Raw genomic sequence first — 20,748 nt, 5'->3', positions numbered from 1 at the left:
TATGTTATTATCAAGTGGCAATTTTCTGGTATATGTTTTCTTTACTATTAATTACTTTAAACTTCTTTTTGAATTTATCTGACCGGATGGTTTCCTTACTACCCATGCACAAAAAGCCAAGCGGCGATAAACTATTATAAAAAAGTTCTAAAACTTTCTCCTGCAATTCAGTTTCAAAATAAATAAACACATTTCTGCATGTAATCATTTGAAACTCATTAAATATAGCATCAGATACTAAGTTATGAATTGAAAACAATGTATTTGGTTTTAATTCACTATGAATTGTTGCAGCATCATACATGATCGTAAAATGATCTGTCAATGATCCTTTTAAACCCGAATACTGATAATTTTCGGCATAACTTTTTATCTTTTTCAGGCTATAAATCCCTCTACGTGCTTCTTTAAGCATTTCGGTATTGATATCTGTACCGTATATGAATGACTTTTTACTTAAACCAGCTTCACGCATTAAAATTGCCAGCGAGTAAACCTCTTCGCCCGATGAACAACCAGCACTCCATATTTTAATGTGCTGATAGGTTGACAAATAGGGTATTACCTGGCTGTTAAGCGCTTTATAGAATGAGGGATCACGAAACATTTCGGTAACGTTCACGGTAACCTCATCTAAAAACTCCTGAAAAAAAGCCTGGTCATTTACCAATATATGTTTAAGATCGTAAAACTCCAGTCGTTTATTCTGCATTATTCTCAGCACTCTTCGTTTTAAGGATGCCTTTGAATAGGAAGAGAAATCAAACCCATGAATTTTTTTTATCAGATCTATTAATTCATCTAATTGTGGTGCCGGCAAAATCCCTTGTTGACTTATCATATAATTTAGCTTCCTAACCACAACTGCATCAATGCTATCAACCTATCTATGTCAACCGGTTTTGTAATATAATCATTAGCTCCGGCTGCTATACATTTTTCACGGTCGTCTTTCATTGCTTTAGCTGTTAAAGCTATTACAGGTAATTTGGCCCATTTGTTTTGCTTACGTATATATCTGGTAGCTTCATAACCATCCATTTTTGGCATCATAATATCCATCAACACTATATCAATGTCATTTATCTGCTCTAATTTGGCAATAGCTTCTTCCCCGTCGTTAGCAATTTCAACTACAAAATCATAGCTTTCCAATGCACTGCTCAAGGCAAATATATTACGCATATCATCATCTACGATCAGTACTTTTTTACCTTTTAAAGCGTCTTTACCCTTATTCATTACCTTGGCTTTTGCGTTAGGTATTACTGCCCCCTTGCTGCTTGCTTCACTAATTTTATTCAGGAAAAGGTTTACTTCATCAATTAACCTGTCTGATGATTTACTTGTTTTTACCACCATAGCGTTTGCGTAATGCATCAGCCTGTTAACCGATATTTTATCAAGTTCCATGGCGGTATTGATGATAACCGGCAGTTCAATAAAGCGATCAACCCCTTTTATTTTATCCAGCAAATCAAGGCCTGATATATCCGGCAAATTTAGGTCAAGAATAACACACTGGTACTCGTTCTCATGCAGCATCCTGAATGCCGATTCGCCATCAAAGGCCTGGTCAACAGTTATACCCTGCCCTTCCATCATATCCTTCAGGGCCTGGCTCTGCGCCTTATGATCTTCAACCAACAATATCTGCTTGAATTTAGCGCCGCTTTGTAGCATTATATCTGTAAAGAGCTTATCAAGTGTACCTGTGTCTATCGGTTTTTTAAGGAAGCTTATAGCACCTTCACGGCGCACACGGTTAGCTGCCGCATCTCCTGCCGACATTAAGTGAACAGGGATATGCATGGTATCTTCTGATTGCTTTAACTCTTTTAGTATCTGCCAGCCATCTTTTCCAGGCAACATAATATCCAGAATTACAGCATCAGGCATATGCTCTTTGATGATCTCAACAGCATTGGTGCCTTCATTTACCATTACCGATTTATAACCATGATCGCGAGAATAATCATGCAAAATATTAGCGAAGTTTTTATCATCCTCAACAATAACTACCAGTGGGTCCCTATCTTCTGCTCTTGCTTTCTTTAACGCCGGTTTCAGGAATTCAGGCTTAGCATTAAAGGTTTCCACAGTTGGCAACAGGTCTTCCTCCACTACCGGTACTTGCTTAGCCTCAAAAGGAATAGTTAGTATAAATTCACTACCTACACCCGGCTCGCTTGTTAAAGTAATTACCCCGCCAAGTAATGTGGTTAATTCACGACTAATAGACAAGCCCAAACCGGTACCACCATACTTGCGGCTTGTTGAACCATCGGCTTGCTGAAATGCTTCGAATATTACTTTTTGTTTGTCTTTTGGTATACCTACACCCGTGTCTTTTATACAAAAGCTAAGTGTTTTTTCAATTGGACCGGGTACAACATTTACACTTATTGTTCCTTTTTCGGGCGTGAATTTAAAAGCATTTGAAAGCAGATTTTTAATTACCTGCTCAACCCTCACCTTATCGGTAAATATCAACTTAGGCACATTACCAACACTATTGTTAAATGTGATGTTTTTGTGCGATGCTACTTCAGCAAACAACATCTCCATATCTTTTAATATGTCGGTTATTTTTACCTGTTCGTTCTGCATCTCCAGCTTACCCGATTCAATTTTTGAAAGATCGAGGATATCATTGATCAGCGTAAGCAAGTCATTACCGGCATTGAAAATTACACTGGCATATTTTATCTGGTCTTCAGAAAGATTTAGTGGCTTATTATCTTTTAAGATCCGCGCCAGCACCAATATACTATTAAGCGGTGTACGCAGTTCGTGGCTCATATTGGCCAAAAACTCCGATTTATACTTGCCGGTAGTCTCCAGTTCCTGAACCTTTATATCAATAGATTTACGGGCTTCTTCAATGGCCTGGTTCTTTTCTTCCAACAAGCTTGCTTTTTCTTCCAGTTCGGCGTTGATGGCGCGCAATTCTTCCTGCTGTGTCCTCAACTCTTCTTCTGATGCTTCCAACATTTCTGTTTTGTTCATCAGTTCTTCGTTGGTAACACGCATTTCTTCCTGCTGTGCTTCCAGTTCTTCGGCCTGCTGCTGGGTTTCTTCAAACAGATCGTGCATTATGGTGCGTGCCTGCGCGGTATTAACAGCTATACCAATATCATTGGCAACAGCCAAAATATAATCACGGCTCTTGTTATCAAGGTCACCATTAAAAGCTATCTCAATAACCCCCTTTAACTGCTTATCAAAAAAGAAAGGCACAATCAAACTCTCAACAAGGGCCTCACTTATAATTGAGCTTTGCAGCGACATGGCGTCATTCAATTTGCCTTTTACAATCGCTTCTTTCCTGTTTTCAGCTGCCTGGCCAATCCAGCCTTCTTTTAGTTTGATTGATTTTTTTAAGGCGCTCAAATCATGGAATGCGTATGCCGCATATAGCTCCAAACGTTCTTCAGCTTCATTATATAAATAAAATGTTCCTGTTACCGCACTTGTATAATGGCATACTTCGGCAAGGATATTTTTAGCAAGCTCTTTTTCGCTTTGCTGGCCCTGTATTTTCTCATTAATGAGTCCAGTACCGGTAAGCAGCCAGTTTTTGGCCTCGTTTTCAGCTAAAACTTTCTCAAGCTCGATGTTGGTAACCCGTACCTCTTCTTCTATCTTTTTCTGCCGATCAAAGGTTTTTTGTATGTAGATGAATAATACAATAATAATAGCCAGGAAAATAAATGAGCCAATAAATATAGTTACAATAGTATAGTTTGCAGCACTCTGTGTTTTTGCACGCCCCTGGGCAAGTTCCACGTCTTCCCGTGTATTTATCCTATCTATAGTGGTACGGATGTCATCCATTGTCTTCTTACCGTTCAGCAACATATCATGTTGCCCCATATACGGTAACCCTACAACATCCCTTACATCAATATTATTTTTGATAAGCTCTAATTGCTTATTGGTCAACAGATAAAGTGAATCAAGATTTTTTTGCTGATGCGGACTTTGTACCGATAATGCTTTTAATTTATCAATATTTGTCTTAATAACCGGAAGCGCTGCTTTATAAGGATCAAGAAAAATAGGCTTATCCGTGGCTACAAAACCTCGCATGCCAGTTTCAGCATCTATCAGTTTTTGTAAAACGTCCCGTGAGGTATGGATCAATTGTTCACTATGCTCAACTTTAGCCTGGTCCTGCTCTAATTGCGTTATACTTAGATAGGAAAAAATAGCGACTAAAAAAACCAGAACTATGGATACTGCAAACCCAGCTAATACCTGGTTGCGGAAAGACAGTTTTAACATTTAATAAAGTTTATTAGTTACAAATATGCTGAAAAAACGGTATCCCCTAATACGTTAATCCACAACCTAAAGTTGTTAATTAATACGCAATAATATTAAACATCCAATTTAATATTATTTTTTCTATTACTTAAAACGCCAACTATGGCCAGTACTGAACCTATGCATAAAACATACCACCCCCATTTGAATCTAATTTTATCAGACAAATAGCCGGCAAGCGAATGAAAGGGGATAAAACTAAAACTGGTGTGGATCCTGAAAAGTGCCGCTATATAAAAAATAATAGTTAAACCCAATGTTATCCATGCAATCAGGCTTATCAACTTAATATTGCTAAATACCGTTGCAATTATACCAACAACCGCTATAAGTAAAAAAACCAAACCATATGGTTTATTTAGTTGGTACATAGTTTGGTTAAAGATACTAAAATGAAGTATAGGGCAAAAGGTTGCCACAATGATCATTATAAAACCTACAAAGGATATAAATGAACTAATGCGCATTGATAAACTATTTTTGGGTTAGTTCCATTTTATCCGCAAAATGGGCGCAATAATCTCTAAGGTCCTCTACTATGTTTTTTTCACCTGTAGCGCGCAAAAAACTATCGCCCATGGTTTGCAGGGTTTCATAAAAAAAGCGTTTCATATCATCAACAGGCATATCTTTTGTCCAAAGATCAATACGTAAGGTGTTTTTATAGCTCTGATCCCAAAGTGCCAGCATCATTGATTTAACCGGAAGCGCCTCTTTATTCTGTGAGTCAGTTGATTCCCACATAATGTTTTCAGGCACATTATTTTCGTCCATATCAATGGTCAGTTTTATTTCAGCTCTTTTTTTCATTCTTATTTAACAAGTAAAAATATAATAATGGTCAAAGTTATAAAGCTTAGCTCTACAATCCACAATTTTTTGATCTCGGGGAAAAAATTTCGAAGCATCAAATCTAAAAATGACACAACAAAAGCAAACAACAGGAATATCCATCCTATTGTACCACCCAGATGCGGCAGGTTAACACCGGTTATACTGGCGCCCTTTATCCATACGTAACCAGCCAGCAGTAAAAGTAACGCGCTGGCAAAATTTAATGGGGTTATTCTTAATTTCATGTACAAATTAATGCTTTTTCCTGAACTTTTTTGCACCGGCAGGTTTGCCATGCCTTGAACTTGGCTGCGCTTTTTCCCGCGCTGCTTTAAATTTTAATTTCTGGTTCAATGTTTTCTTTTCGTGGAAAGCGCCTTTAAAATCAGGATCATCACGACGCTTTTGCATATCGATCTCTTTGGCCTGATCCTGCTTCTCTTCATAAGGTGTAGCCTCGATAAAAACTTCATCAGGTATACCCGTGATAGGGATGGTTTGCCTGATGAGCTTCTCTATTTTATGCACATAATATTCCTCAGAAGGCGTGGCAAATGTAATAGCCTCTCCCGATTGAAAAGCCCGGCCTGTACGCCCAATGCGGTGTACATAATCCTCAATAACCACGGGCACATCAAAGTTTATAACATGGCTCACATCGCTCACATCAATACCACGCGAAGCAACATCAGTAGCTACCAATATTTTCACCTCATCGTTTTTAAATGAGTTAATACTATTGATACGGGTGTTTTGACCTTTATTAGCATGCAGTACCTTTACATCCTTCTCGCCGAATTTACGGAGTAGAAATTTATATACATCCTCAGCAACGGCACGGGTTTTACAAAAAACGATCAGTTTTTTAATATCATCCGGTTCATCCAACAGCTTTTTAAGCAGGTTGATCTTGGTTTTGATATTAGGCACATGATACAAATGCTGATTAACCGTTTGTGCCGGTGTGGCCTGTGGGGTAACCTCTATAATAGTTGGAAACTCCAGGAAATTATTAGAAAGCTGATGGATCTTATCAGACATGGTAGCCGAAAATAGTAGGTTTTGCCTTTTTACAGGCACCACCTCCAGTATGCGGTTAATCTGTGGCATAAAGCCCATGTCCATCATTTTATCAGCCTCATCCAAAACCAAAACCTGTAAAGTTTTGGTAACTATATGCCCGGCCAGATAAATATCCATGAATCGGCCCGGTGTGCCAACAATGATGTCGACCCCTTTATTGATAAGCTCAATCTGTGTTTTTGGGCCGAGGCCACCATATACTGATACTACACGCAGATCGGTATAAGCGGCAAATTGCTTTGCATTCTCCTCTATCTGCATAGCCAGCTCACGTGTTGGTGCTATGATAATGGCCCGCGCGTTATCGCCCTGGGCATATTTCAGCCTCATGATGATGGGCAATACATAGGCAGCGGTTTTGCCTGTGCCTGTTTGCGCAATGCCCATTACATCCTGCCCATTTAGTATAGGCGGGATAGCTTTTTGCTGTATAGGCGTAGCTTCGGTATAACCGGCATCGGCAATTGCGTTTAGTATTTGCCGGTTAAAATTAAAATCTTCAAAAGTTACAGCCATGGGGCAAAGATAAGGTTTTCTTTTAGTTGGGGAGTTTTTAGTCGGAAAGACCTCCGGAAAAGTCGGAAAGTCTGTAAGTCGGGAAAGTTCGAAAGTAAAGCCCTCATGTAAAACTAATCTTTCGGTCTTTCCAGACTTTCGGACTATAAAACCATTAATCTCTCGGACTTACGGTCTTTTCCGACTTTCGGACTATAAACTATAAAACTATATTTGCATTATGAGTTCTATCCTGATAAAATCCGCCACTATAGTTAATGAAAACAAGCAATTTGTTGCCGATATCTACATAAAAGATGGCTTTATTGAGCAGATCGGTAGCCAGATTAATAAACCTGCAGATAAGCTCATCAATGCCGAGGGCTTACATTTGCTGCCCGGTTGTATCGACGACCAGGTGCATTTCCGCGAGCCGGGATTAACGCACAAAGCAAATATTTATACAGAATCGCGGGCGGCTGTTGCGGGGGGTATTACCTCTTTTATGGAGATGCCTAATACTGTCCCTAACGCTTTAACACAGGAACTGCTCGAACAAAAATATGAGATAGGCCGCCATAACTCTTTGGCTAACTACTCATTTTTCATGGGCGCCAGTAATGATAATATTGATGAAGTATTGCGCACCGATATCAATAATGTTTGCGGCGTAAAGGTATTCATGGGTTCATCAACTGGTAATATGCTGGTGGATAATCCTAAAACATTGGAAAATATATTCTCACAATCTCCCATGCTGGTGGCTACGCATTGCGAGGATGAGGCAACTATCCAAAGTAATTTAAATCATTACAAGCAATTATTGGGCGATAATATCACGGTTAAGCTTCACCCTAAGATACGCAGTGCCGAAGCTTGTTATCTGTCATCATCAATGGCGGTTGAATTGGCTAAAAAGCATAATACAAGGCTGCATATTCTACATATATCAACTGAAAGAGAAACACACCTGTTTGCGAATAATATCCCGTTAAAAGATAAAAGGATAACTGCTGAGGCTTGTATCCATCATTTATGGTTTAGTGATGAAGATTATGAAACCAAAGGCAACCTGATAAAGTGGAACCCTGCAGTAAAAAAAGCCAGCGACCGTGAAGGCATCCTAAAAGCAGTTTTAGATGGCCATATTGATGTTATAGCTACCGACCATGCACCACATACAATTGAAGAAAAGGCATTGCCTTACTTACAAGCACCATCTGGCGGCCCATTGGTACAGCATGCATTGCCGGCAATGCTTCAACTACATCATGAAGGCAAGATCACACTTGAGCAAATAGCCGAAAAGATGGCACATAATGTGGCCGTATGCTTCCAGATAGAAAACCGTGGTTTTATACGTGAAGGATATTATGCGGATTTGGTGTTGATTAATTTAAACAAGCCATGGCAGGTAAGTAAAGAAAACATTCTTTACAAATGCAACTGGAGCCCTTTTGAAGGCACTGATTTTCAATCTAAAGTAATACATACAATTGTGTCAGGTAATTTAGCTTATAGTGAGGGTGTTATAATTGATAATTTACCGGGTAAAAGGTTGACTTTTGATAGGTATTAACCAAATTGTCATTGCGAGCGATAGCGTGGCAACCTCGTCGCTTGCATATTGAACGCGACGAGGTTGCTTCGTCGTTCCTCCTCGCAATGACACGGTTTTATATTACTCAATAATCTTCTTCAACCCATCAAACACAGTCTTCCAGTTCTGTTCTGAATGGTCAGCAGCTTCCTGGTTTTTAACACCATCTTGCGTGATAACCAAAGTAGTAACACCGTTGCTTTCGCTTAATTCATAGGTAATATTGTAGTAATTCTCAGGTATATTTTCAAGGCCCATCATACTGCTCCAGTAGGTGTATTTTAATAGTTTGGGCTCATCAATATCCAATATAATACCGCCGTCTTCATACTTATGGCCGTCCCACTCGCCGCTAAATGTAATTGGGCTACCAACTTCCCAGTCGGATTTTAGATCAGTACCAAAGAAATATTTTTTCACCGTAGCCGGATCGGTTAACCCGTGCCACACTTTTGTAATTGGTGCCTTAAAGGTGATGCTTGTTTTTAATGTTAGTGTTTCCATAGTTGTTTTTGTTTATATATTAAATTGCTCAGGCTGTAATTAGTTTTTCCTTTAACATATGCGAGCTGATCAGTTCAAAATCCTTTTCCCCTAGTTCAAAAAATCCGAAACGGAATCTATACCCCCATGAATTCTTGTTTTCAATAAAATCAAGCTGGTTTATTAATGGGGCAATAGGCGTTTCGCTGCAATCGTAGTAGTTAACATTACGTCTGTAGGGAATAAAATCTTCCGACATTTTATATTGATAGAGCTCCTCATCCTTTACCTGCCCTATTGCCGTAAAGGCCTGTAATGCCTTATCGCCGCTATAAGTTTGTTTAGGTGAATAAACTATCACCCAATCACCCGTATGCATTTTTTTTAATGATGATGATTTTCCGTGATTGGCCTGCATAAAGCCACCTTTAACACCTCTTGTAATATGATCTTTTGAGACCACCACAATCCAGTAACGTGCTTGCTTTTCCATATCTGTTTTAATTTTATAGAACAAATATGCGGCCAGCTATTGACAGCTGTATGTCAGCAGGAAAAAGAAAAAATTGATTGCGCTCGTCTGTGACGAGTGCTTAATATGTTTTGGCGATTGCATCGCCAGTAGCGTTACAAACGCTAACCCAGTTTAAGCACTCGTCACAGACGAGCGCAATTATGGTTACTATAGCGATGGGGTTGAAACCCATCACTATTTTACGTCTACAGATAACCGCTGAAGCATACTTTCTGAAAGAGCTATAACCCGCTCCCTTAATTTATCAGGCTTAATGATTTCGGCATGGTCGCCAAACATCATGTACCAGCGGGCAAAACCTTCAATAGATGAAGTAAGGAAAGTCATCTCAGTGATATTCCCCATCTTTTTTTCAGACACAAAGCCGCTGTAATATTTTTGATAATCCAGATTCCCATAAACAACCTTTTCAACCCGTATAATAATTGTTTCCAAATCCTTATCCTTAGCTGTTCGCGCTATATAATCTTTTAAGGTTGGGTGCTGACTGGTAAACTTTTTATCGCTTACACAAAGCTTATTTATACGGTCGATCCTGAAATCGCGGTAATCATTTCTTAAGCGGCAATAAGCGATCAGGTGCCAATAGGTATCAGCAAAAATTATACCCACAGGTTCAATCTCACGCGTTGTATGCTGCTGGCTGTGATGAGCAAAATAATCGATAACTATAATATGCTTTTGCGCTATGCTGTTCAGAATAGTTTGTATATAATCGTTATTGGTGCTTATTGGTTTATTTGAGCCTTTTAGAACTTCTATTTTGTTATCTATATCTTCAAGCAAATCCTTTTCAGTGGTTCGCAGTATCGCCTTTATTTTATACATAGCCGATTTATGATTGGCTATGGTTGATGCATCGGTCAGCTTCTCAACAAATTTTTCAGCAGTTAAAAAAGCGGTAGCTTCTTCCTTGGTAAACATGACTGGTGGCAAGCGGTATCCATCCATAATGGAATATCCCACACCAGCTTCGCCAATAATAGGAATACCGGCCTCCTCCAATGTTTTTACATCACGATAGACTGTACGTAAACTAATATTGAAACGTGCGGCAATATCGCCCGCTTTTACTACCCTGCGCGATTGCAGTTGTATTAAAATAGCTGAAATACGATCGATCCGGTTCATGTTCGCCAAATTAAATAAAACAAACTATATTAGATCAAGATTAATATGTTATGGATGATAAAATTATAACATTTGAAACCTATCATGACCCAATGCTGGCACATATTATCCGCGCCAAATTAGAGGCGCACGATATTCCCTGCTTTATTGAGGATGATCATATGTCGGGTTTAAACCCTGTATACAATCACGCCATAAGTGATATTAAGCTCAAGATATTTGAGCGCGACCTTCGCGAATGCCTGAGAATAATAGATGAAGATAATGAAATACTGCTGGAAGAAGATCTGGAGATAGATCCGGAAACAGAAATAGCTATTATTTGCCCGTATTGCGCATCAACCCATGTTATGCGCATCGAGCCTAATACCGCCCGACCAAGCTGGTTAAATGCCTTATATTCATTTTTTGCATCTATCTTGCCATTCTATTCCTCTAAACAATGGCATTGCGCTAACTGTAAACAGGATTTTGAATAAAAATGAATTTATCCACTATAAAAATTATTATAAAGATCGGCCTGGTTACCGCCGGTATTATTATTTTGTTCGAGGCAACCAGCCTGTTATTTATTTACAAGTATTTTAAGTTCGATTATTATTTAAGTGCTGTTGCGCTATTCTTTTTGCTTGCGGGATACACCGTATCAAAATATAATACTGCAGCTAAAAAACAGAGCACAGTTGAGCCAGATCCATTTTTAAACCTTACCAATAAAGAACAACATATTTTGCAATTAATAATTGAGGGAAAAAGCAATAAGGAAATTGCTGCCTTAAATTATGTTGAGGTAAGCACCATAAAAACACATATCAATAATATATATGCTAAACTTGGTTTAAACAACCGTAAAGAGGCCATAACCCAGTATAAAACCAGGTTTGCTACTGTTGATTACGCAAATATCCACCCTTTTTCCACCTGAAATATTTTGTTTCCGAACTTAATATCCCTCAGCTTTGCATCGTAAACTATTAACATTTTTATGAGATCAACTTTAAAATACGGAATAATAACCGGGGCAGTAGTGGGAATTTTTGCCATTTCTTTTTTTTCAATAGTCAACTGTGTTAACAATAGCGAGGGCTGGGGTATACAGGCTGCAAATATCAGGGGTATTAGTGGTTTACTTACTATCCTGATACAGGCTACGGGCATTTATGTAGCCATGCAAGCTATCAAAAAGCAACAGAATAATTCTTTAACCTACGGACAAGCCCTAAAAACCGGGATATTGATAGCAGTACTTACTGCTGTAATTACAGCCCTTTTCAGCTTTATTTATTGTGAATTCATTAATCCCGGTTATGCGCAGTATATGGTTGCTGAAGCTCAAAAGGTAATGATAGCCAAAGGTGAAACGCAACAACAGATCATCACTGATTCAGCCGCAGTAAGAAAAGAATTTTCAACCGGAGCACAGATTGGAGAGTCTTTAGTTGGGCAATTCTTTGTAGGAACGGTAATATCACTTATTATGGGATTATTCATTAAAACTAAAAAATAATATTTCCATTACATTTTGTGCTGATGTTTAGGCATCTCCACAGCTAATATTTATATTAGCGAAATGTATAACCGTCGCAAATTCATTAAAGTATCTGCTGCAACCGCATCAATTACAGCATTTTCACGCTCGGCTTTCGCCAGAACAATTAATAGTATTGAGCCTTCAGGGTTTCCCATTGTGATCTCCACATGGAATTTTGGGGTTGATGCTAACAAAGAAGCATGGAAAACGCTTGAAAAAGGCGGCCGTGCATTGGATGCTGTTGAGGCCGGTGTAAGGATTCCTGAAGCCGACATGAATAACCATACCGTTGGTCGTGCCGGTTACCCCGACCGCGACGGGCATGTTACCCTTGATGCCTGTATAATGGATGAATTTGGCAACTGCGGCTCTGTCGCAGCTATGGAAGACATAGCCCACCCTATTTCCGTAGCACGTTTGGTAATGGAGAAAACGCCACATATTATGCTGGTGGGCGATGGCGCTACCCAGTTTGCTGTAGAGCAAGGATTTAAAAGAGAAAAACTATTAACCCCGGAATCAGAAAAAGCATGGAAGGAATGGCTTAAAACGGCCAAATATGCCCCGGTATTGAATATTGAAGATAAACAACACGCACCCGGCAACCAGTATAACCATGATACCATTGGTATGCTGGCACTTGATGCTAAGGGAAATATCTCAGGTGCTTGTACGACCAGCGGCATGGCCTTTAAATTACACGGCCGTGTTGGCGACAGCCCAATAATTGGTGCGGGACTATTTGTTGATAACGAAGTTGGTGGCGCCACCTCAACCGGCGTAGGCGAAGAAGTGATACGTAACGTAGGCAGCTTTTTAGTGGTTGAGCTGATGCGTCAGGGTTATCACCCCGAGGATGCATGCAGGGAAGCCGTTAACCGCATCATCAAAAAGAAACCCGATACCGCTAAACAGATACAGGTTGGTTTTCTGGCTATTAATAAAAAAGGTGAACATGGCGCCTATGCCATACAGCCTGGTTTTGAATATGCAGTATGCAACAGCCAAACACAAGATTTGCTAATAAAAGGAAAGAGTTTTTATTAAATAAGTGTCGACCTGCACGAATAATTTAAGCTATATCTTATATTTACTGTTAAAATTACACTTAGCACTTTAAAGCCTCTAAAATTTAAACATGATTTCACTCGAAGTTTGCGCCAACTCCGTTACTTCAGCTGTTGCTGCGCAAAATGGTGGCGCTATAAGGGTAGAATTGTGTGAAAATTTAAAAGAAGGTGGTACTACCCCATCCTTTGGCCAGATATTAATGGCCCGTAAGCTGCTTCATATTAAATTATACGTACTTATCAGGCCACGGCCAGGTGATTTTTTATATAACGATCTTGATTTTGAGATCATGATGGCCGATGTAAGGTATTGCATTGAGGCTGGTTGCGACGGTATTGTAATTGGCATACTAAATGCCGATGGCACCATCGATAAAAAACGTAACGGCGAGCTTGTACGCCTGGCAAAACAATGGGGACTTGGGGTAACCTTTCACCGGGCATTTGATATGTGTGCCGACATGTACCAGGCCCTTGAAGATATTATTGAACTGGGTTTTGAGCGCATACTCACCTCTGGTGGTAAAACTACCGCAATGGAGGGCTCAAACATAATTAATCACCTGGTTGAGAAGGCTGCCGGCCGCATCATTATTATGCCGGGCAGTGGCATCAACGAAAACAATGCCGCCGACCTGGTGCATTTCACCGGCGTAAATGAGATCCACTCATCCGCCCGTACCCGCCTGCAAAGCCAAATGGAGTATAAGAACGATCATATCCTTATGGGGCAGGAAATTGGTGATGAGTATAGCCTGGATGTAACTCACGCCGGGAAAGTAAAAGCGATTTTGAGAGCGGTGAATGTATAATATTTAACAATTCCCTCCCATGGGAGGGGTGCGTAAGACTGCGATGTGGCAGGGAGGGATTTTATCGTATGCAAAGCTATTGGAATAAAACCCCTTCCTCCCCCTTCCCCAAGGAAGGAATCGCACAGCCTCTGCTTTTTAAAAGCATAAGACCCGTTGTTGGTGTCCTCACCAACAATTTCTACTCACCTAAAAGAAGCTCACCGGCAATACAATCTCTATCCTGTTCCGTCCTGTTCCACCAAAAATATCGGGATCAAGTAATCTGCTGTACCTTATACCAAACGAGATCGACTCCTGGTTGAACCATTGGGTATCAAAAAACAATTCAAGACCTGTCGACCGGAAAGTGCCTTTAAATTTGCTCCCATCGGTATAAAAATCAGTGGCATGAGTATAATCATAAAACAGGTTCCCGCGCAAGCGCAAAAAATAAATGGTATTAGCCACTCCCCAGTCAGGATAAGCGATCGGGAAATCATAGCTGGCGCTTGCCTTATTCATATCGTACAGATTTTCGGCTGTATAGCCCCTTGAAAACGGAAAATCATTTGAGAAATCGATCACATTGTTATCATTTCCCTTTTGCTGATGGGCCACATTGATGATCAGGTTATGGTTAACAAACAATCCCGGAAAATAAAAAGTACCATTAGCCAAAAACTGTGTTGCACTTATACCACTAATGGCATTTTTATAATTCAGGGTGATGCTTTGTCCAAACCGGGGATAAATATTCTGCTTAGCCTGTTGAATGCTATTGTTAAATACAATGTAATTATTCAGATAAGTATAGGAGATATCATTAAAATCATGCTGAAACGGCTGTTGAAAGTTAGTACTGCTATAATACAGATCACTACCTATAGCTAATGAAGTTGATAGCTTGCCACTACTCAGGTTCAGGGGTAGTTCCAGACCGCCATGTATAGTAGTTTCATTCCAGTACACATTTTCACCACGATAATAAGCACGCCTGTCAATGGTATAATCCGCACCGCCATCTATGTAAGGGAATAGCGCACCGTATATGCCATCAAACCCAAACTCTTTATAACCCTCGTTACGGTTATAAGTAAATGACAAAGCGGATTGAAAGGTATTCAGCACGTTTTCCCCGGAAAGTGAGAAGGTATAATTAGGATCACTGATATCAGGTATAAGACTATGAAAATTAAACAGGTGATACGATTTGTGATACTTAGTAACCTTTAATGAACTATCAACCACATTGGCTAACAGATCAGTTGATGAATCCCGTTTTAAGGCTGAGATCGCAAAATCAGGCATACCACCGGGCAGACTTACGTCTGGAAGGCTATTCCATTGAATGACACTCTTATCAGCCTCATGCATTTTATAACCAAATGCGGTAAAACTCACCCAGGCCATTTTATTGGCTGATATGGTAGGCTGGTAATTACCAATAGAGCTTTTCAACGAATCATTCGTAAGCTCATAAAGTTTATGATCGTTTACCGACAAGGCGAATAACTTATCATTTATACCTGATACTGCGCTAAAGTAAACAGTATCCCTATGTACTAAAGGGAACGCTATTGGTTGGTAAGTAAATGGCAGTAAATACTTAACATCACCTGTTTTTATGCTGATAAGCGCTAGCGACATTTTGCCTTTGTTATTTCTTACGGCGGAGATCAATCTATCATTATCGTAAAACTTTGGATAAGTAAAAAACAGGCCATCTTTATTGGGGATGGCCGTAATTAATTTACCATCATTCATATCCAATAAATGCAGATCGCTTTTGCCTGATGGCCCTACCTTAACGGCTATAATACGCTTACCATCCGCGCTAAATGATGGCGAAAAGTATTTAGATCTAACCGTTATCCTGTGCTCTTTCCCGGTTTTAACATCTACCACTATTATATCGCTATAATCGCGGTAATTCCATCGCAGGTCCTGCCGGTATGAGGCATAGGCTATTTTGCCATCATGATAATCGAAATAACTATCCAGTGAAAAATCCCGCACACTTATCTTTCGCTCCTTAGCTCCTGTTTTTACCACAAAAACCGGGATATGGTTATAAGTACTTTTCATGTAGATGATAGTACTGTCATTTACATACACAGGATATTCCTGATCGGCGATAAAGTGCTGGTTCTTTTTATACTTGTTACCGGCAAATTGCTGAGGCGTTTGGGTTATAAACTGTTGTTTGTAATAATTCAATCCATCATTCCTGAATTGCACAAAATCTACTCCGGCATACTTTTTAATTGCCCGCTCAAAAGGATAAAGACCGCCTTTGTAAGCCGCAGCATCATGTGTTACATTTTTCCAAAAGTAATCCCCGTATTTTTCACGACCGTAACTTACCAGCATATAGCCCAGCGGGTACCAATCGGGTGTATAATCAAGGTACGAACCGTTGCGCAGTTTCATATAGCTGTAATCCCTGCCATCGGCCCATAAGGCACGATATCCATCAAAAAAATAGGGGATCCTGCCCCTGCCCTGGTCACTTACATGGGTTTCATTAAAAACGGCATCGCCCTCAAAAAACCAGTTGGGGATAGACAACTCATTACCTACCGCCTGCCCGCCTTCGCCAAAAATGACATGTAGCACCTTTGACACACCTACATTAAAATTATTGTACTGCTGTACATGCCTGAACTCATGTATAGCCAATTGCTCGGGCCAGGGCAAACTACCAATAGCAAAGCTATTTTGATCTGGTGTTAAATAAAATTCACTTCGGAAAGGCGCCAGCTGCACGTAGGCATTGGCTATAGTGGTTTGGTTTTGCAGTAAAATGCTTACCTGCTTTTGTTTAAACCCGATGGTTGGCTGTATGACTTTGTTCATCTGCTCAACAATATTGGCCACCCGTAAACCGGCTGAATCTAACCCGAAGGGAAATATAACTTTTGCGGCAGGTGTATTTACCTGATCCCATTTGATGGATGGCGGGTTGCCACCAAACTCCTGTGCTTTGGTAATAGTAGCTGTGCCCACGAGGAGCAATAGCAAAAATGAACAGCGTAAAAAAGGGGGTATTACGGATTGCTTCATAGAGATGTGAAAGTAATCAGAATTTAGAGAAATAAAAGATTAAGGATATAATTGTTTTGTTACAAAGCCCCCTTGTCATTCTGAGCGATAGCGAAGAACCTTTCCGCGTTCATCAGGCGGATAAAATAGATGCTTCGTTCCTCAGCATGATAGGTTGTAGAAACAAATCCGAAATCGAACATCCGAAATTATAAATCCAAATGACACATCATCAGCTAAAACTAGCTACATTTGCCGCTTGTTAATATAGTACCATGGCTAAAGTGTCTATCAACCTGGCAACAGGTTCAATACAAAAGGAAGAAATTATTGTCGGCATTGATTTGGGTACCACCAATTCACTGGTGGCATTCATCAACCCTGATAAAAACCCGCAGGTAATAAATGATGCTGGCAAGGGCGTGTTAGTGCCTTCTGTTGTGCACTTTTCTAACACCGGTGATATCACTGTTGGTAACGAGGCCAGGGAATATTTAACAACTGATCCAAGTAATACTATATTCTCTGTAAAGCGTTTACTGGGGCGCTCCTATAAAGATATCGAGAACTACAAAAGCTTTTTCAGCTATAAAGTTATCGACGACGACAGCGAAAGTCTGGTGAAGATAAAGGTTGGTGACAAATTTTATACGCCGATAGAACTATCCGGCCTGATACTGAAAGAACTAAAAGCCCGTGCTGAACATGCACTAAAAACGCCTGTTAACCGTGCTGTAATTACCGTACCCGCTTACTTTAACGATTCACAACGCCAGGCAACCCGCGATGCAGGTAAACTGGCCGGACTGGATGTTTTACGCATTGTAAACGAACCTACAGCAGCTAGCCTGGCATACGGCATCGGCTTAAATCCTGAAGAAACTAAAACTATAGCTGTATATGATTTGGGCGGAGGTACATTTGATGTATCTATCCTGCAAATACAAAACGGCATCTTCGAAGTTTTGGCTACCAATGGTGATACTTTTTTAGGTGGCGATGATTTTGACAGCGCGATTGTTGATTACTGGATCGATAAAAATCAACTAAACAAAGCCGAACTGGTTGAAAACCATGAACTGGCCCAGCAATTACGTTTAAAGGCAGAAGAAGCCAAAAAATCATTCGCACATCAGAACCTGTTTAATGAAAAGATTGGTGAGATCTGGTGTACACTTGATAAGGCGACTTTTGAGCAGCTGATATTGCCTAAGGTTGAACAAACCATCACGGCCTGCCGTAATGCATTAAAAGATGCAAGCTTAACCATTGATAAGATTGATGAAGTGGTAATGGTAGGCGGATCAACACGTACAGCATTGGTTAAAAAGATGGTGGCTGAGTTTTTCGGTCGCCCGGTGCATGATGAGGTAAACCCTGATGAAGTGGTTGCCCTCGGCGCTGCAATACAAGCAGATATTTTAGCCGGTAACCGCAGCGATATTTTATTGCTGGATGTTACTCCGTTATCCTTAGGTATTGAAACTATGGGCGGCTTAATGGATGTGATCATCCCCCGTAACTCAAAAGTACCTACCAAGGCGGGCAGACAATATACTACCTCTATCGACGGACAGATAAACATGAAAATTGCTGTTTACCAGGGCGAACGCGACCTGATCAGCGAGAACCGTAAACTGGCAGAGTTCGACTTGAAGGGCATACCATCAATGCCGGCGGGTTTTCCTAAGGTTGATATTAACTTTTTATTGAATGCCGATGGAATATTAACCATACAGGCTATTGAACTACGCTCGGGCGTAAAACAACAGGTTGAAGTAAAACCAACCTACGGCATTACTGATGACCAGGTTGAACAAATGCTTTTGGATAGTATCACCCACGCTAAAGAAGATGTTGCCCAACGTATGCTGATAGAAGCCCGTACCGAAGGCGAACAAATGGTTTATACCGTTGAGCGCTTCATCCAGAAGAATAATAGCTTCTTATCAATAAGCGAACTAAGTGAAACCAATAAATTCATCCAAACCCTTAAAGAAGCCTTAACCAGCGGCAACAAGGATTTGATACACAAAGCCATTGATGAGCTTAACGAATTTACACGCCCATTTGCTGAACGTTTAATGGATGTGGCAATAAGTACAGCAATGAAGGGGAAGAGTATAGAGTAATTACTTTGTATTTGTTATTCTGAGCGATAGCGAAGAACCTGTACGCTGACTATACAAGTGTAAAGATTCTTCGCTATCGCTCAGAATGACAATTAAAGTAAAAAAAATCCCCGTTTCCGGGGATTTCTCATTTTAAAGATTCTTTATTTCTTCCTGTTCCTTCAACGCTGCAATATTATTGCTATTGCTGTAGCTATCGGTTTGGCTTGCAAAATCTTCCAATATCGCCGCAATGGTATCCAAATTATCAGCTACCCTTTGGTGCATATCCGGCAGGTCTTTTTCAAGCCTTTTATTGCCCAGATCGATATTGTCTACTTCTATTTTAGCAAGCTTTTGAATGATGGCCTGCTGACTATTTTTCAGATCTTCCAGTTCATGGACAATCTTCTCCATCAACGCAAATTTCTTTAACTTATCCATAGTGTTGTCGTTTTTAAATTATATCAATACAACCCCTATTCAGCTATTTTGTTTGATAATTTGGATTTGTAGTTTATAACTAATAATTTAGTTATATGAAATATTACATCATCCTAGTCCTTATTACCAGCCTTTTTCAACACGCGTTTTCGCAGGATAGCACTAAACAAAATAATGCTTTATTGCTTGATTATTACCAGAATCAACGCTTTGATCTTGCTGCTGATTATCTGAAACAAAACAACCACGAACCGATCACCAACATCAAAATATTAAAAGCCCTCGCCTACTGCAACCAAATGAATGGCAAACTACCTGAAGCCGAGACTTATTATGAACGGGTTTATGCCATTGATTCTACGAGCACCTCAGTATTGTATAGTTTAGGTAGTATCAACTTGCGCCGCGGGAACGAAATAAATGCAGAGGTATTTTATAAAAAGATCATTGCAAAAGACAGCACCAACTTTATTGTATACAAGCAATTAGCCAAGATCAGTCTGGATAAAAAGGACGTGATCCTCGCGGTAAACTATCTCATAAAAGCTAATAAGCTAAATCCCGAGGATGCGGATGTGGCATCGGATCTTGGTGATATGTATATAAGCATGAAAGCATATAATGCCGCCGAAAAGGTTTTAAACCGTGCCATCATAGCCGATCCTGAAAATATGATCTTACTCCAAAGCCTTGTAAAACTGGAATACAACCAGAAAAAGTGGTCGGAAACAGCAAATAATTGTGAGAAACTGGTATTGCTGGGTAATCAATCCAGCTCGATATTAACACAATTGGGCATAGCCTATTATAATTTAAACGAGTACAAATGCGGGATTGAAACATTTGGTCAGATTGCTGACATGGAGCAAACCGAAACAACTTACTATTTTACTGGCGCATGCTATAAAGCGTTAAAAGATTACGACAAAGCCATCAGTTACTTTCAAAAAACGATTACGCAGGGAATATCACCCAACATCAACAGTTATTACAGTGAAATAGCCGATACCTATGAAACACTCAAAAAATACAAAAAAGCGGAGATTGCCTACCAAAAAGCACTCCAATTTACCGAGACCCCGATAACCTGGTATTCGTTAGCTAATTTGTATGATACAGAATTGAAGAATAAAAGCTCCGCCATAAAATATTACAAGAAATTTTTGGCAACCAAGCCAGCGAAGAATCAGCAGAACTATATTGCGTATGCGAAGAGTCGGATTGAACTCCTGAGCAAGTAGGAACCGGGATTTCCACACACTGTCA

Annotated in this window: 19 protein-coding genes; 8 read left to right on the top strand and 11 right to left on the bottom strand. The window is 40.0% G+C overall.

Translation table 11 applies throughout. The annotated features are described in order from the left end of the window. Positions 1-10: 10 nt before the first annotated feature. The 6 genes from BLU33_RS09860 to BLU33_RS09835 form a co-directional block, all read right to left on the bottom strand. Positions 11-841 (bottom strand): CheR family methyltransferase, encoded by an 831-nt coding sequence (locus tag BLU33_RS09860; protein ID WP_172829236.1) that lies wholly within the window; start codon positions 839-841, stop codon positions 11-13. Between the two features lie 5 nt (positions 842-846). Next, positions 847-4,287 (bottom strand): response regulator, encoded by a 3,441-nt coding sequence (locus BLU33_RS09855; protein WP_091371770.1) that lies wholly within the window; start codon positions 4,285-4,287, stop codon positions 847-849. 95 nt (positions 4,288-4,382) lie between these two features. After that, positions 4,383-4,700 (bottom strand): hypothetical protein, encoded by a 318-nt coding sequence (locus BLU33_RS09850; protein ID WP_157682104.1) that lies wholly within the window; start codon positions 4,698-4,700, stop codon positions 4,383-4,385. A 103-nt stretch (positions 4,701-4,803) separates the two neighbouring features. Next, entirely contained in the window at positions 4,804-5,139 is a 336-nt protein-coding gene (gene gldC / locus BLU33_RS09845) for a gliding motility protein GldC (RefSeq protein WP_091371763.1), read from the bottom strand. Between the two features lie 2 nt (positions 5,140-5,141). Next, positions 5,142-5,408 (bottom strand): hypothetical protein, encoded by a 267-nt coding sequence (locus BLU33_RS09840; RefSeq protein ID WP_091371761.1) that lies wholly within the window; start codon positions 5,406-5,408, stop codon positions 5,142-5,144. 7 nt (positions 5,409-5,415) lie between these two features. Further along, positions 5,416-6,762, bottom strand: a complete 1,347-nt coding sequence (locus tag BLU33_RS09835; protein WP_091371759.1) for a DEAD/DEAH box helicase — start codon at positions 6,760-6,762, stop codon at positions 5,416-5,418. 220 nt (positions 6,763-6,982) lie between these two features. Here BLU33_RS09835 and BLU33_RS09830 point away from each other — a divergent pair, with 220 nt between their 5' ends. Then, the gene (locus BLU33_RS09830) at positions 6,983-8,320 is read left to right on the top strand and encodes a dihydroorotase (RefSeq protein WP_091371756.1); all 1,338 of its coding nucleotides are present in this window, start codon (positions 6,983-6,985) and stop codon (positions 8,318-8,320) included. Positions 8,321-8,422: 102 nt separating this feature from the next. Here BLU33_RS09830 and BLU33_RS09825 read toward each other — a convergent pair whose 3' ends face one another. The 3 genes from BLU33_RS09825 to BLU33_RS09815 all read right to left on the bottom strand — a co-directional run bounded on the left by BLU33_RS09825 (position 8,423) and on the right by BLU33_RS09815 (position 10,490). Then, positions 8,423-8,845, bottom strand: coding sequence for an SRPBCC family protein (locus BLU33_RS09825; RefSeq protein ID WP_091371754.1), 423 nt, complete (start codon positions 8,843-8,845; stop codon positions 8,423-8,425). Positions 8,846-8,873: 28 nt separating this feature from the next. Next, the gene (locus BLU33_RS09820; protein ID WP_091371751.1) at positions 8,874-9,317 is read right to left on the bottom strand and encodes an EVE domain-containing protein; all 444 of its coding nucleotides are present in this window, start codon (positions 9,315-9,317) and stop codon (positions 8,874-8,876) included. Between the two features lie 216 nt (positions 9,318-9,533). Next, positions 9,534-10,490, bottom strand: a complete 957-nt coding sequence (locus tag BLU33_RS09815; RefSeq protein ID WP_091371748.1) for a helix-turn-helix transcriptional regulator — start codon at positions 10,488-10,490, stop codon at positions 9,534-9,536. A gap of 50 nt (positions 10,491-10,540) precedes the next feature. Here BLU33_RS09815 and BLU33_RS09810 point away from each other — a divergent pair, with 50 nt between their 5' ends. The 5 genes from BLU33_RS09810 (at position 10,541) to BLU33_RS09790 (ending at position 13,903) form a co-directional block, all read left to right on the top strand. Further along, positions 10,541-10,969, top strand: coding sequence for a putative signal transducing protein (locus BLU33_RS09810; RefSeq protein WP_091371745.1), 429 nt, complete (start codon positions 10,541-10,543; stop codon positions 10,967-10,969). Positions 10,970-10,971: 2 nt separating this feature from the next. Beyond that, positions 10,972-11,415 (top strand): response regulator transcription factor, encoded by a 444-nt coding sequence (locus tag BLU33_RS09805; RefSeq protein ID WP_091371742.1) that lies wholly within the window; start codon positions 10,972-10,974, stop codon positions 11,413-11,415. Between the two features lie 60 nt (positions 11,416-11,475). Next, positions 11,476-11,997 (top strand): DUF4199 domain-containing protein, encoded by a 522-nt coding sequence (locus BLU33_RS09800; protein ID WP_091371740.1) that lies wholly within the window; start codon positions 11,476-11,478, stop codon positions 11,995-11,997. Positions 11,998-12,060: 63 nt separating this feature from the next. Next, entirely contained in the window at positions 12,061-13,068 is a 1,008-nt protein-coding gene (locus BLU33_RS09795) for a N(4)-(beta-N-acetylglucosaminyl)-L-asparaginase (protein WP_091371738.1), read from the top strand. Positions 13,069-13,159: 91 nt separating this feature from the next. Beyond that, complete coding sequence (locus tag BLU33_RS09790) at positions 13,160-13,903, top strand: copper homeostasis protein CutC (RefSeq protein WP_091371737.1); 744 nt, start codon at positions 13,160-13,162, stop codon at positions 13,901-13,903. Between the two features lie 189 nt (positions 13,904-14,092). Here BLU33_RS09790 and BLU33_RS09785 read toward each other — a convergent pair whose 3' ends face one another. Next, positions 14,093-16,948: a TolB family protein gene (locus tag BLU33_RS09785; protein WP_091371734.1), complete on the bottom strand. Its 2,856-nt coding sequence runs from the start codon at positions 16,946-16,948 to the stop codon at positions 14,093-14,095. 254 nt (positions 16,949-17,202) lie between these two features. On the opposite strand from BLU33_RS09785, the gene hscA reads away from it, so the two are divergent. Then, complete coding sequence (gene hscA, locus BLU33_RS09780) at positions 17,203-19,059, top strand: Fe-S protein assembly chaperone HscA (RefSeq protein ID WP_091371732.1); 1,857 nt, start codon at positions 17,203-17,205, stop codon at positions 19,057-19,059. A 132-nt stretch (positions 19,060-19,191) separates the two neighbouring features. Here hscA and BLU33_RS09775 read toward each other — a convergent pair whose 3' ends face one another. After that, the gene (locus tag BLU33_RS09775) at positions 19,192-19,482 is read right to left on the bottom strand and encodes a hypothetical protein (protein ID WP_091371730.1); all 291 of its coding nucleotides are present in this window, start codon (positions 19,480-19,482) and stop codon (positions 19,192-19,194) included. 95 nt (positions 19,483-19,577) lie between these two features. Between BLU33_RS09775 and BLU33_RS09770 the strand changes: the two genes are divergently transcribed. Then, complete coding sequence (locus tag BLU33_RS09770) at positions 19,578-20,723, top strand: tetratricopeptide repeat protein (protein ID WP_091371728.1); 1,146 nt, start codon at positions 19,578-19,580, stop codon at positions 20,721-20,723. The last annotated feature ends 25 nt before the right edge of the window (positions 20,724-20,748 follow it).

It is taken from the genome of Mucilaginibacter mallensis, from assembly GCF_900105165.1.
GTDB classification, from domain to species: Bacteria; Bacteroidota; Bacteroidia; order Sphingobacteriales; family Sphingobacteriaceae; genus Mucilaginibacter; species Mucilaginibacter mallensis.
This window is presented reverse-complemented; position numbering and strand designations above follow the sequence as displayed.

What these genes read in the sequence shown, in the direction of transcription:
- BLU33_RS09825 (WP_091371754.1), bottom strand. Translation starts at nt 8,845, where the DNA reads ATGGAAACACTAACATTAAAAACAAGCATCACCTTTAAGGCACCAATT.
- BLU33_RS09835 (WP_091371759.1), bottom strand. Translation starts at nt 6,762, where the DNA reads ATGGCTGTAACTTTTGAAGATTTTAATTTTAACCGGCAAATACTAAAC.
- BLU33_RS09830 (WP_091371756.1), top strand. Translation starts at nt 6,983, where the DNA reads ATGAGTTCTATCCTGATAAAATCCGCCACTATAGTTAATGAAAACAAG.
- BLU33_RS09840 (WP_091371761.1), bottom strand. Translation starts at nt 5,408, where the DNA reads ATGAAATTAAGAATAACCCCATTAAATTTTGCCAGCGCGTTACTTTTA.
- BLU33_RS09775 (WP_091371730.1), bottom strand. Translation starts at nt 19,482, where the DNA reads ATGGATAAGTTAAAGAAATTTGCGTTGATGGAGAAGATTGTCCATGAA.
- BLU33_RS09810 (WP_091371745.1), top strand. Translation starts at nt 10,541, where the DNA reads ATGGATGATAAAATTATAACATTTGAAACCTATCATGACCCAATGCTG.
- BLU33_RS09850 (WP_157682104.1), bottom strand. Translation starts at nt 4,700, where the DNA reads ATGTACCAACTAAATAAACCATATGGTTTGGTTTTTTTACTTATAGCG.
- BLU33_RS09860 (WP_172829236.1), bottom strand. Translation starts at nt 841, where the DNA reads ATGATAAGTCAACAAGGGATTTTGCCGGCACCACAATTAGATGAATTA.
- BLU33_RS09790 (WP_091371737.1), top strand. Translation starts at nt 13,160, where the DNA reads ATGATTTCACTCGAAGTTTGCGCCAACTCCGTTACTTCAGCTGTTGCT.
- BLU33_RS09785 (WP_091371734.1), bottom strand. Translation starts at nt 16,948, where the DNA reads ATGAAGCAATCCGTAATACCCCCTTTTTTACGCTGTTCATTTTTGCTA.
- BLU33_RS09795 (WP_091371738.1), top strand. Translation starts at nt 12,061, where the DNA reads ATGTATAACCGTCGCAAATTCATTAAAGTATCTGCTGCAACCGCATCA.
- hscA (WP_091371732.1), top strand. Translation starts at nt 17,203, where the DNA reads ATGGCTAAAGTGTCTATCAACCTGGCAACAGGTTCAATACAAAAGGAA.
- BLU33_RS09770 (WP_091371728.1), top strand. Translation starts at nt 19,578, where the DNA reads ATGAAATATTACATCATCCTAGTCCTTATTACCAGCCTTTTTCAACAC.
- BLU33_RS09800 (WP_091371740.1), top strand. Translation starts at nt 11,476, where the DNA reads ATGAGATCAACTTTAAAATACGGAATAATAACCGGGGCAGTAGTGGGA.
- BLU33_RS09820 (WP_091371751.1), bottom strand. Translation starts at nt 9,317, where the DNA reads ATGGAAAAGCAAGCACGTTACTGGATTGTGGTGGTCTCAAAAGATCAT.
- BLU33_RS09855 (WP_091371770.1), bottom strand. Translation starts at nt 4,287, where the DNA reads ATGTTAAAACTGTCTTTCCGCAACCAGGTATTAGCTGGGTTTGCAGTA.
- gldC (WP_091371763.1), bottom strand. Translation starts at nt 5,139, where the DNA reads ATGAAAAAAAGAGCTGAAATAAAACTGACCATTGATATGGACGAAAAT.
- BLU33_RS09805 (WP_091371742.1), top strand. Translation starts at nt 10,972, where the DNA reads ATGAATTTATCCACTATAAAAATTATTATAAAGATCGGCCTGGTTACC.
- BLU33_RS09815 (WP_091371748.1), bottom strand. Translation starts at nt 10,490, where the DNA reads ATGAACCGGATCGATCGTATTTCAGCTATTTTAATACAACTGCAATCG.